Here is a 12,061-nt window from a genome sequence, read left to right as displayed (position 1 = left end):
ACTCCTTTGAGGCGGCCGGGATCGCGGCCTGCTCGGTGCCGCCCGGACGGCGTGGGTGTGCCGTGGGCGGTCAGGGGCTTGTGCCTGACGGTTGCGTGATTGCTGGGGAGTTCTTCCGTGCCGCCCCGCAGCCGGGGCGACGACTGCGGGAAGCGTCGCAGATTTGACCGGGGCATGCCATCAGGTGCGGGTAAAAGCCGCGTACTTCTGACTTCTCCCGGTCCGGCCATGGGTGTTGCCGCATCGCTCGGGCCTCTTCGCGCTCCGGCCGCGGGCGTTGCCGCATCGCCGAGCCAACCGGCGCTGCCGGCCGGTGGTGTTGACGTATCGCCGCGCCGCCTCCGGGCATCGGCCGCGGGCTGCTGCCGCGTCGCCCGGGCCCGCACCCCGGTGACACGGCCGTCCTGCCTCGACCGTCACCCCGGCGCCATGGCGCCCCCTCCGGACGGTCACCCGAAGTGCCGGCCTCAGCCCTGCGGTTTGTCCAGCGCGGGCGTCAACCGGGACCAGGGATTGGGCAGTTCGCCCGTGACCGGTCCGCAGACCGCCGCGCCTCGGTCATGGGCGGTGCGGACGGCGAGCGGCACGAGGGCCTCGGGCACGCCGTACACGAGATGGCAGAAGTGGTCGGCGGGATGGCGGGAGGTCCACTCAGGTCTGCTGAACGCCGAGACGTACGTGGACCAGTGGCCCTCGAACGTGACGACCAGATCCGCGAGGCGCGCGTACCCCGGCGCCGGGTGGACGCCCGGATTGAGGACGACGGGAGTCGCGCCGAGCCGCCGCACCGTCCGTACCAGCCTTCTGACGGTGGACAGTTCGGACCGCCCCGACGGCACCCGGTCGAGGAAGCAGCCGTCCGTCGCGTACCACTCCCGGTGCCGGGCGACGTCGCCCGCGACCTCGTCCGGGTCCCTGGCGCCGTAGTCGGTGTCCACGTAGCCGAGCAGCCGGGCCCCCGCGTCCCGCAGCGCGCCGGCCGCCGCGGTGAACGCCGGATCGGGGTGCGGACCCGGTCCGTCGGCGGGGTTGAGGATCACCGCGTACGTCCGGTCCGCCGCGGTGATCAGACGGTGCCAGGCGGCCGGGTCCTCGCCCGGATGGACGTACAGCGGGATCAGCAGGCTCATGGTGTGCGGTCGCCCTCCCGCTCCTGGCCGGCAGGTTCCGTGACCGCGGCCCACAGCGCGGACAGCGACTCGTCGAGCGAGTACGACGGCCGCCAGTCGAGGGCGTCGGCGGTGGAGGCGATGTCGGAGCACTGCCACGACACGTCCCCGGAGCGCACGGATCCGCCGCCCTTCTCCTCGATGCGCCCCCGGAACCCGGCGATCCGGGCCAGCGCCCGCACCAGGTCGCGCACCGGAACGGCCTGCCCGCCGCCGATGTTGAGCACGCGGGGCAGCGGAGCGGGTGCTGTCGCGGCCCGGGCAGCCGCCCGCGCCACGTCCCGTGCGTCCACGAAGTCGCGGTGGGCGGACAGGTCACCCAGCCGGATCACCGCGTCCGGGTCCCCGCCGGCCTCGCGGAGCAGTCCGGCGATCCGGCCGGGCAGCCCCGCGGGCGGGGCGCCGGGCCCCACCGGGTTGCCCACGCGAAGGACCACCGCGTCGAGACCGGAAGCGGTCACCGTGACGGTCCCGGCGAGCTTGGTGGCCCCGTACGGCGTGACGGGGCGGGTGGCGGCCGACTCCGCGACGTCGACGTCCCGGGTGCCGGGACCGTACTCGGCGGCCGAGCCGAGATGGACGAGGCGTGCCGTGGGAGCGGCGTCGCGCAGGGCCGCGCACAGCACGGCAGGGCCGCGGGAGTTGACCTCGGCCAGCGTCACGGCGTCGCCGCCGGTCGCTCCCGCGCAATTGATGACCGCGTCGGGTGCTGCCGACGCCAGGGCCTTCGCCACCTGGTCCGTGCGGTCGGTGGCGAGATCGATGCCGACCTCGGCGGCGGCCGAGCGGCCGCCGCCGAGCACCCGCACGCCCGGAAGGGCGCGCAGGTGGTCGGCGACGTGACCGCCCAGATAGCCGGTGAGGCCCAGGACGAGAATGCGCATACGGTGGTCAGGCTCCCTTGAGCAGCAGTGACTTGCGGGTGGTGAATTCGGCGTTGGCCCGGTCGTAGTCGTCGGGGCGGCCGATGTCGAGCCAGTACCCGTCGAACTCGTAGGCGTGCGGGGGGTTCTGGATCCGGAGCAGATCGAGCACCAGCTCGTCGAAGCCGAGCGGCAGTCCCGGGGTGTAGCCGTCGAGCGTCGACCGCGACAGCCCGTACACGCCCATGGAGACGCGGTAGTCCATGCTCGGCTTCTCCGTGAAGGCGACGACCTTGCTCGCGTCGGTGGTCAGGACCCCGAAGTCGATGAGCACCTTGCGCGCGTACGTGGCGATCGTCAGAGGCGCACCGGAGGCGCGGTGCTGCCCCAGGACGTCGGCGTAGTCGAGGTCGGTGAGCACGTCGCCGTTCATCACGAGGAACGACTCCGGCAGACGCTCGCGCATGGTGAGGAGGGGGCCCATCGTGCCGAGCGGGCTCTCCTCGGTGGCGTAGTCGACGGCCATGCCCCACTGGGAGCCGTCGCCGACGTAGGCGCGGATGATCTCGCCCAGGTGGCCGATGGCGATGGTGCAGCCGGTGAAACCGGCCGTGGCGAGCTGGCGCAGCACGATCTCCAGGATCGCGTGCTGATCGCCGATGGGAACGAGCGGCTTGGGCAGTGCGGTGGTGTAGGGCCGCAGCCGGACGCCCTTGCCTCCCGCCAGGATCACTGCGTGCATGGGACTCCTCCTTCGTGGACGTACCGGTCGGTCAGATGTTGTAGATGCCGGTCTTGTAGCGGGCGAGGTTGGCCGGGTCGCGGAAGAACTCCACGGTGTGGGCCAGGCCTTGTTCGAGGTCGTGGGCCGGACTCCAGCCGGTGGCCGTGGTCAGCCGGGTCGCGTCGGCGACCAGCCGCATCACCTCGGAGTTGGCGGGCCGGATGCGCCGGGCGTCCTCCCGTACGTCGAGGGTGGTGTCCATCACCTTGCCGATCAGCGCGACCAGGTCGCCGACCGAGATCTCGCCGCCGGTACCGGCGTTGAAGGTCCTGCCGACGACCCGGTCGGCGGGCGCGGTGCCCACCGCCAGGAACGCCTGCGCGGTGTCCTTGACGTAGGTGAAGTCGCGGGTCGGGCGCAGATCGCCGAGGGTGAGGGTGCGTTCGCCCGCCGCGACCTGGCCGATGACGCTGGGGATGACGGCCCGCATGGACTGGCGCGGTCCGAACGTGTTGAACGGCCGCAGCGTGACCACGGGGGTGTCGAAGCTCGCGTGGTAGCTGTCGGCCAGCCGGTCCCCGCCCGCCTTCGAAGCCGCGTACGGGGACTGGGTGTTGATGGGGTGGTCCTCGGTGATCGGCACGGTCCGGGCGGTGCCGTAGGTCTCGCTGGTGGAGGTGTGCACCAGCCGGGGCGTGCCCAGCGCGCGCACCGCCTCCAGCACGTTGAGCGTGCCGGTGACATTGGTGTCCACGTAGCTGTGCGGTGCCCGGTAGGAGTACGGGATGGCGATGAGGGCGGCCAAGTGGTAGACGCAGTCGGCGTCTTCGACCAGACCCCGGACCGAGCCGGGATCGCGGACGTCGCCGAGGACGATCTCGACCTGGTCGAGGACGTCGGGGTGCAGCGTCTCCAGCCAGCCGTAGGAGGAGAAGGAGTTGTACTGCGCCATGGCCCTCACCCGGCACCCGGAGGCGACCAGCGCCTCGGTGAGGTGGGAACCGATGAAGCCTTCGGCTCCGGTGACGGCGGCGAGCGGTGCGGTGGTCAACTCTTGGTCCTTCCGGTCGGGTTGCGCAGGTGGTGTCCGCGTCTGGCAGCGGTGTCGCGGGCGTCCCGCGAGGGCCGCGGTCGTGTCCGGTCGTCCCGGCGGGGTGCCGGGCGCGACCCGTGCGACACGGCGGACGGGATGAGAAGTCGGACGGGGCGGGGAGCTTCAGGAGTGCGGTGCGGGCCGGCCCAGAAGCCGCAGCACACATGCCGTGAGACACAGCGCGGCAGCGCCGCAGCACAGCGACAGCGGTCCCGGGCCCTTCGGCAGGTGCGACAGGGTTGTCGCCGTGGCACCGGCCGCGGCGGCCAGGCACACCCCGGCGGGCGGCCACGCGGCCCCGAAGGCCTGGAGGAGCAGCGCGGTCCACAGCGTCGCCGCGAGCAGCAGCAGGGGTATCGGCTCGGCATCGGTCAGCAGCGCCGCGGGCAGCAGCGGCAGCAGATAGGCGCACAGGCACAGCGCGAGCACACCGGTGGACCGGAACAGGAAGGCGGCCGGCGTCGCGGTCGCCCGCAGCGCCGCGACCGACATCCCCCGGTACCGGTACAGCAGCCACTCGGCGGGCCCCATGCTGACCGTCAGCACGATCACGGCGTACGGGTGCTGCAGCCCCTCCAGCAGGACCAGCACCCCGGCGGCCAGGCCGAACAGCCCGTACGGCAGGGAGGGCAGCAGCGGGGGCCGGACGGCGCCCGGCGCGGGCGTGACCGCCAGCGTGGCCCGCAGCGCCCGGCCCGCAGCGCCGACGGTGCCCACGACGGACAGCAGCGGCAGGGCGACGCGGAGCACGGTGCCCGGCTCCCACCACGGCAGCACCACCGATCCGGCGACCACCGGGGCGAGCGCGGCCAGCAGCAGCCGTTCTCCGCCCAGCACCAGCAGGACCCCGGCCGCCGCGAGGTACACCGACTGCGCGGTCGCCACGGCCACCGCCGTGCCGCTGTCGGCGAACGGGGCCCCCGCGGCCGTCGCCACGGCGGCGCCCAACGGCGCGCCGGCCCGGAGGGTGAGACCCGCCTCGCGCCGTCCCGCGGCCATCCGCAGGTAGGCCCGGTGCCCGAGCGCCTGGCCCCAGGCCCACGACACCAGCCCGGCCACGACCAGGACGTCGGTGTCGCGCGCGGCGTGCCACAGCCGCGCGGTGAGCAGATAGGCGAGTCCCGGCAGGGCGAACAGCACACCGCGCAGGGCACAGCGCACATGGTCCGGCCGCCACGGGTCGGGTGGCGTCACGGGCTCGGGAAAGGTGCGCGGCACCCGCTCGTACAGCGCGGAGGCGAGGGAGAACAGGTTCCGGTGCCCGTACCGCTCCTGGATCACCTCGGCGGTCAGGCCCTCCGACTCCAGCAGCGCGGCCACCTCGTAGGGGTGGACGGCCGGGCCGATGCGGTCGGCCAGTTCCGCGGCGAGCCGGTCGACCGCGTCCTGTTCCGGGCGGTCCGCCGCCGAGGCCGAGGCCGCGGCGCGGTGGCCGGCGAGTCGCAGCGACAGCATGTCGCCCTCCGCGCCGCCGGGTTCGAGGGCCATCGGTCCGCTCATCCGGCCAGACTCCTCGGCAGGGCGGCCCGCGGCTCGCCCGTCGGAGCGAGGTCGGCGGCGGTGCCGGCCTCCCACGGGTCGCGCAGGGTGAAGCCGCCGAGTGCCGACAGCTCCAGATAGATGGAGCGGAAGGTGTCGACGGTCTGGCGCAGGGTGAACTGTTCGACCACCCGGAGCCGGGCCCCCTCGCCCATCGTGCGGCGCCGCCCGGGATCGCCGAGCAGTTCCAGCGCCGCCGCGGCCATCGCGGCGGGATCGCGCGGCGGGACGACCAGTCCGGTGTCGCCCACGGCCTCCCGTACGCCGCCCACGTCCGTGGAGACGGTCGCCCGCCCGCACGACATGGCCTCGATCAGGGTGAAGGGGAATCCCTCGCTGATGCTGGACAGCATCACGACGTTGCCCGCCGCGTACGCGTCCTTGATGTCGTCGACGCGGCCCTCGAAGGTGACCGCGTCCGCGTGCCCGAGCTCGGCGGCCAGGGCCTCGCACCGATCACGGTAGGCCTCGCCGCCACGCGGGGTGCCGCCGAACAACCGCAGCCGCGCGGCGGGCAGTTGCGCCCGGACGAGCGCGAACGCGCGGATGAGGGTCTCCAGGTCCTTGATCGGATCGACCCGGCCCGCCCAGCTGAGCGTGGGCTCCTCCGGCTCGGGACCGGCCGGCGGGAAGGCGCTCGGGTCCACGCCGTTGTAGACGGTGCGGATGGACGCCGGGTCGGCGCCGCCCTGTTCCTCCCACAGCCGGTTGTAGCGGTTGCCCGGCGTGATCAACGCGGCCCGCCGATAGGTCTCCTCGGCGAGCAGCCGGAAGAAGCCCAGGACGACGGCCTTGACCGGCCAGCGGTAGGGAGCGGTGCGGTAGCCGAGGTAGCGCTCACGCAGATACACCCCGTGCTCCGTCAACAGCAGGGGCACACCGTGCTGTTGGAGCGCGGCCAGTCCCGGCAGGACGGCGACGCCGCCGCTGACGGCGTGCGCCACTCCATGTTCGGGCGGCGGCGCGGCCAGCGGACGCAGGGCGTGCTCCAGCAGGGCGGTGGCGGTGATGGCGTCGTGCAGGGTCGGCCGGGCCTCGCGCACGGCGAGCCCCGGGCGGTTCCACACGGAGGCGAGGATCGCGATGGCCCGGTCGCCGCGCAGGAAGGGACTCAGCTGCCCGTCGGCAGCCACGGACGCCATCTCGTAGAGGGCGGTGCCGAACCGGTCCTCGGCACACGGGTCGAGCAGAGCGGTCAGGAACTGTTCGTAGGCGGCGGACAGCCGGTCGCGGCGGCGCCCGCGCGGCGGACTGCCCTCGGGCGGTGGTCCCCACATGGGGACCCCGACGACGCGCGCGACGTGGTCGGGCACGTCCCAGACGATCGGTTCACGCCCGGTGCCGGTGACGGCGATGACGTCGAAGTCCATGTCGGGCATGCCGACGACGAGTTGGTCGCACCAGACGCTCACGCCGCCGTGACTGTGCGGGTAGGTGCCTTCGGTGAGCAGGGTGACGCGCGTCGCGCTGGGGCGTCGCGCGGCGTGGGGAACGTGCATGGATGTGCTCCACGGCCGAGGTGTGGGGTGGTCGGGCCTTCCCTGCCGCCGTGTGCGGCCGGGACCTTCGGTCGGTGCGCCGTTCAGTTGTGCGGGGCGCAGGGCACCTGCTCGGTCACTCCGGCGGGTACCCGTGTGCGTGGAGCTCTGCTGGTCGTGTCCTGCTCGGGAACGTCGGCGGTTGCGCCCGGTTCGGACGCGATGGCGCCGGTGGCCGGGCCGCCGTCACTCACGACCAGCACCCGCAGGTCGATGCGCGGTGCGGTGGTGTCGGCGTGCGCCGCCTCGGCCGGTGAGCCGAGCGGGGCGATGCGTGCGCCCACGCTGAGCGCGGTCGAGCCAATGGTCCGCTTCATGCGGTGAAGTTCCCTCCCCGGGCAGGGGTGAGCACTGCTCCCATGGAGCGGACGCACCCCCTTGCGTGACGCCGTCGCCCCCCTCAGACGTCGGTCGTCAACGCTTTCGTCGCGTCACATAGTGATGGCTCTGTGTAGTTTTCGTGTGCCTGCTGCGGAACATGACGGAAAAGAGCAGACGACCGTCTGGTCGTGATCGAGCTTGTCGCACATGTGCGGCGGTTGTCGCGATGTATCTGCCCCGGTCCGCGGTGAAGGTCCCTGGGCTGGATCGCTGTCCGAGCCGGAGTGGAAGTGGAGTGGTCACGTCCTGGCAGGCGACTGCCAATGGTCGAGACCACCAGCCGATTCCGGGGATGATCTGTTTTTGGACACCGGGGCGACGCAGAGCCGGAGCGGCCGCTGCGCGAGGCCCGCGCTGACCGGCCTTCGGCGGGTCCTCGGGGCGCCGGGTGGGCCGAGGCGCTGCTCACTCGGAGCCGGGGCGCCGGGTGGGTCGACGCGGTGCTCACTCGGAGCCGGGACGCCGGGTGGGTCGACGCGGTGCTCACCCGCCCGGACGCCGGCTCGTGGTCAGGAGCAGAGCACGCGGGTCTCGGGCGCGTACACCGGGCCGCCGCTGGTGTCGGTGCTGTCGGACGGGCTCCGCGCGCCTCGGCCCGGAACAGACCGCGATGGGCGAGGGTTCACCTCGACGTACGACCAAGCCGCTCGGACCGCGTCCCGACCCGGACGCCGGCCACGCCGAACCAGCCGGCGACAGGCACGGAGCGGGAGGAACGGGAGACGAGCATGCCGCCGACGGCGCCCCACCTGACCGGGCGGACCGAGTGCGGCTCGGACATGCACACACCGCTGCGCGATTTCCTGCGCACGGAGACGGGCAGCGCCGCCGTCCTGCTCGCCGCCGCCCTCGCCGCGATGGCCTGGGCCAACCTCGCCCCAGGTGCCTACGAGACGTTCTGGGGGACGGAGCTGTCCGTCCACCTCGGCGCGCGAGGGGTGGCCCTCGATCTGCGCGAGTGGATGAACAGCGGTCTGATGACGCTGTTCTTCTTCGTCGTCGGCCTGGAGGCGCGGCGCGAGTTCGACATGGGCGAACTGCGCGAACGCAGACGGGTCACCCTGCCGGTCATCGCCGGACTGGCCGGCATGCTCGTGCCGGTCCTGATCTACCTCGCGCTCAACATGGGCGCGTCCTCCGCGCAGGGCTGGGGCGCGGCGATGTCGACCGACACGGCCTTCGCGCTCGGCATGCTGGCACTCCTCGGCGGACGCCTGCCCGCCGGCCTGCGGGTCTTCATCCTCACCGTCGCGGTCGTCGACGACTTCGTGGCACTGGTCGTCATCGCCGTCGCCTACAGCGGCCCCATCGACTGGCCGGCCCTGTGGACCGCCCTCGGTCTGTTCGTCGTGATCCTCGCGGTGCGGGCCGCGCACGTCCGGCGCGGCGCGGTGTACGCGGTGCTGGCCGTCGCGACCTGGGTGGCCCTGGAGAGGTCCGGCGTCGACCCGGTCGTCGTCGGACTGGCCATGGGGCTGCTGACCTACGCGTACCCGGCCAGCCGCAGCGACCTGGAGCGGGCGAGCGGGCTTTTCCGGCTGTTCCGCGAGCAGCCGACGCCTGAGCTGGAACGGTCGGTGCGACTCGGTCTCGCCTCGGCGATCTCGCCCAACGAGCGGCTCCAGCGGATGTACCACCCGTGGACCAGCTACGTGATCGTTCCGCTGTTCGCGCTGGCCAACGCCGGGATCACCGTCGACGGCGGCCGGCTCGCCGAGGCGTACACGTCGCCGATCACCCTGGGCATCCTGGCCGGCTACGTGGTGGGCAAGCCCGTGGGTATCGTCGGTGCCTCCTGGCTCGTTTCCCGGTTCAGCCGCGGGAATCTGCGCCCGCCGGTCGGCTGGGGCGCGACCACCGCAGGAGGGGCCATCGCCGGGGTCGGGTTCACGGTCTCCCTGCTGATCGCGACCCTCGCCTTCTCCGGAGAGCGCCTGACCCAGGCCAAGATCGGCGTACTGAGCGCGGTCGTCTGTTCCTTCGCGACGACGTGGCTGGTCACCTGGATCGTCGGCCACCTGCCGGGTCAGGCGCGCTCGCGTGCCCTGCTCGGCACCGGGGCGACGATCGTCGACCTGGTCCCGCCGGTCGACGTCGACCGCGACCACGTCCGCGGTCCGCTGCTCGCGCCCGTGACGGTCGTCGAGTTCGGCGACTTCGAATGCCCGTACTGCGGGCTCGCGGAGCCCGTCATCCGTGAACTGCTGGCCGACTACGGAGACGTCCGCTACGTCTGGCGCCACCTGCCCCTCGACGACGTCCACCCGCATGCCGAACTCGCCGCCGAGGCCGCGGAGGCCGCCGCCGAACAGGGCGCGTTCTGGGAGATGCACGACCTGCTCCTCGACCACCAAGGCGCCCTGCGGGCGGTCGACCTGCTCCGGTACGCCGAGCAATTGGGCCTCGACACCGACCGCTTCCACAAGGCCCTGCGCCTCCACTCCGGTGCCGCGCGCGTCGCCGAGGACGTCGAGTCCGCCGACCTGAGCGGTGTCTCGGGGACGCCGACGTTCTTCGTCAACGGCCGCCGCCACCACGGCGCGTACGACATCGAGAGCCTCTCGGCCGCGGTGCACGCGGCCAAGGAGCGGGCCCGGCTGAACCGCCCGGCCGACTGAGGGCGGCACCGGAGGCACGCGCCGCCGGGCCCGGGCGTCGACGACCGGACAGGCGTGCGGGCGCAGGCACGAAAAGGTAACGAAGGACGCGTATCGCGTGACGGAACGACCGCGAAGCGTAACGTCCTGCCTCCTGGGGCTCGTGGGGGAGCCTTCAGGTGGGGGAGGGGATGTCATGTCCGTCAGGACAGGTGCCGCCGGGCTGCCCGGATCCGTCCGGACCCGGCTCGTGGCGGCCATAGGTCTGGGGATTCTGTGCGCGGCGCTGACGGCGTGCGGGAACGGAGAACCGGGCGGCCGGGGTACGTCGGCTGCCGCGGCGAGCACGATCGCGGCCACGCCACCGTCCTCCGGTCCGCCCTCGCCGAGCGCGACCCCCGAACCGACGCCCTCGATCAGCGACACGCCGACGACCGAAGCCGCCGACACGGTCACCGACACACCGGACGAGGAGACGCTCGCACAGGGCGACGGGGAGGCTTCGGCGCTCTGGGGCAAGAAGTACAGCGGGACCGCCGACATCTCCGTCCGCGTCTACGACTACTGCAATGCCGACGGCTCCCGCCGCCTCGCGGACAACCAGACCTATTCGGCGAACAGCACGCTCGATCTGAGCCGACCGCGCACGGGCGGCGACGAGACCGAGGACAACCCGTTCTCCCTGCTGTTCGCCGCGGGCGACCCCGCCCAGGCCGGCGCCGTGTCCTTCTGGTCCTCCGCCGTCAGCACGACCAGCGGCCAGGACCTGGCGGGCAACCCCCGTGATCCGCACCTGCTGCTGACCTACTGGGACGTGGACTGGTCCGGCGGCGAACTCGACGCCAGGCTCACCGACCCGCACACCCGGGAAGCGGTCGCCCTCAACCTCATCAACTGGTCCAGCCCTGTCGTGGCCTGCCGCAACGACCTGGGCTCGCTGCCCGGCGGCTACCCGCACGCCCTGGCCAGCGGCACGACCTTCCGGGGCCCTCTCGACGCCTCCACGGCATCCCTCACGGCGGAGGGCACCAGCACGGACGGTCTCGTCGAGTTCCGCATCGAGTTCGAGGGGACGGCGTCGTGACCCGCGGGATCCCGCACATCCGACACCGGGAGGCGGCATGACGGCGACCGCACTCCTCGACCGGTGGGGCGTCCGGATCGCCGAGTGGGCCGCGCCCGGCGAGTCCGCACTGGCCGCGCAGACCGCACGGACGTACGCGGCGGGCGGCGCCCCGCGCCGTGGCCTCTTCTCCGGCGGACGTCCCGCACCCGGCGGCATGGGCGGCGGCACTGTCTCCGTGCTGCCCGACGTCCTGGACGCGCTGGCGTACGCCGCTGATGCCCTCAAGTCGGCTTTGGGCAGCCCGCAGTTGAGCAACGTGCTGTCCGTCTCCGGTCTGGTGATCGGCCTGCGCGCGCAGCGTTCCGCGGGCGCCTCACCGGACAACGGGACCGATCCGCCGCGGCCCGCGCCGGCGGACGACGGCGGCGCCCGGACCGACGGAGAGCCGGAACCGGAAGAACCGGAGAGCCTTCCCCGGGCTTCGGGCGCGTCCGCGTCCGACAGCCCTGCCGGGGCCGCGGCCGACTCCCGGCCCGGAGACCCCGCTTCGTCCGGGACCGCTCCTCGGCCGACGCCCTCGCCCGCACCCGCCGTCGAGGCCGTGCGGGCCGCCCTGAGGATGAGCGAACGGCTCCGGGCCCGGGGCATGGACCCGGCCGCGGCCGACGAACTTGCCGCCGAGGTGACCGCACGGCTGCTGGCGGAGGGCGAACCGGACGAGACGGCGGCGTTCCTGGACGCCCTCGTGGGCGAGGAACCGCCGCGGCCGACCTCGCGTGGCATCCGTCCGCGTCTGCGCCGGCTCATCTCCGCCGCACCCGGCCTGCGTTCCCGGACCCGTCGTCCGCGCGCCGGGGCCGATCCGCGACCCCCGCAGGACCCGGACGGAGCGGGCCGCGGATGACCGAGGTCGTGCCCGGAGGCACCCGCGGACCGGGCCGGGCGCGGCGACCCGCGCGACCGAACCGACCGGTGTGGGCGTCCCCGCCTCGGCCCGGGCGTCTGATGGGCCCGACCCGGCCGAACCGACCGGTGGGGGCGTACCGTCCGACCCGACCACGGCGCCGGATCCGGTCGGGCGTGGTGACCCG

At 73.4% G+C, this 12,061-nt stretch carries 10 protein-coding genes; 3 read left to right on the top strand and 7 right to left on the bottom strand.

The window, feature by feature from the left end; all coding sequences use genetic code 11:
- Positions 1-467: 467 nt before the first annotated feature.
- The 7 genes from BKI49_RS00300 to BKI49_RS00270 all read right to left on the bottom strand — a co-directional run bounded on the left by BKI49_RS00300 (position 468) and on the right by BKI49_RS00270 (position 7,243).
- On the bottom strand, positions 468-1,130 hold the full coding sequence (locus BKI49_RS00300) for a spherulation-specific family 4 protein (RefSeq protein ID WP_095932099.1): 663 nt from the start codon (positions 1,128-1,130) through the stop codon (positions 468-470).
- The gene (locus BKI49_RS00295; protein WP_095932098.1) at positions 1,127-2,053 is read right to left on the bottom strand and encodes an NAD-dependent epimerase/dehydratase family protein; all 927 of its coding nucleotides are present in this window, start codon (positions 2,051-2,053) and stop codon (positions 1,127-1,129) included. Before BKI49_RS00295 ends, BKI49_RS00300 begins: the two co-directional genes overlap by 4 nt.
- A 7-nt stretch (positions 2,054-2,060) precedes the next feature.
- Positions 2,061-2,774, bottom strand: coding sequence for a nucleotidyltransferase family protein (locus BKI49_RS00290; RefSeq protein ID WP_095932097.1), 714 nt, complete (start codon positions 2,772-2,774; stop codon positions 2,061-2,063).
- Between the two features lie 31 nt (positions 2,775-2,805).
- A complete protein-coding gene (locus tag BKI49_RS00285; protein ID WP_095932096.1) occupies positions 2,806-3,807 on the bottom strand; it encodes an SDR family NAD(P)-dependent oxidoreductase in 1,002 nt (333 codons plus the stop codon).
- 165 nt (positions 3,808-3,972) lie between these two features.
- Complete coding sequence (locus BKI49_RS00280; RefSeq protein ID WP_095932095.1) at positions 3,973-5,349, bottom strand: hypothetical protein; 1,377 nt, start codon at positions 5,347-5,349, stop codon at positions 3,973-3,975.
- Positions 5,346-6,887 (bottom strand): GT4 family glycosyltransferase PelF, encoded by a 1,542-nt coding sequence (gene pelF, locus BKI49_RS00275; protein WP_095932094.1) that lies wholly within the window; start codon positions 6,885-6,887, stop codon positions 5,346-5,348. The genes BKI49_RS00280 and pelF overlap by 4 nt, the downstream gene beginning before the upstream one ends.
- 83 nt (positions 6,888-6,970) lie before the next feature.
- A complete protein-coding gene (locus tag BKI49_RS00270; protein ID WP_095932093.1) occupies positions 6,971-7,243 on the bottom strand; it encodes a hypothetical protein in 273 nt (90 codons plus the stop codon).
- A 792-nt stretch (positions 7,244-8,035) separates the two neighbouring features.
- On the opposite strand from BKI49_RS00270, the gene nhaA reads away from it, so the two are divergent.
- The 3 genes from nhaA (at position 8,036) to BKI49_RS00255 (ending at position 11,874) form a co-directional block, all read left to right on the top strand.
- Positions 8,036-9,925, top strand: coding sequence for a Na+/H+ antiporter NhaA (gene nhaA, locus BKI49_RS00265; protein WP_095932092.1), 1,890 nt, complete (start codon positions 8,036-8,038; stop codon positions 9,923-9,925).
- Positions 9,926-10,100: 175 nt separating this feature from the next.
- Positions 10,101-10,988, top strand: a complete 888-nt coding sequence (locus BKI49_RS00260; protein WP_095932091.1) for a hypothetical protein — start codon at positions 10,101-10,103, stop codon at positions 10,986-10,988.
- A 37-nt stretch (positions 10,989-11,025) separates the two neighbouring features.
- Positions 11,026-11,874, top strand: coding sequence for a hypothetical protein (locus tag BKI49_RS00255; protein ID WP_095932090.1), 849 nt, complete (start codon positions 11,026-11,028; stop codon positions 11,872-11,874).
- The last annotated feature ends 187 nt before the right edge of the window (positions 11,875-12,061 follow it).

Source organism: Streptomyces sp. Tue6028 (assembly GCF_002300165.1).
Lineage (GTDB): Bacteria > Actinomycetota > Actinomycetes > Streptomycetales > Streptomycetaceae > Streptomyces > Streptomyces siamensis.
Note: the sequence above shows the minus strand (reverse complement) of the source record. Positions and strands in the feature narration are given on the sequence as shown.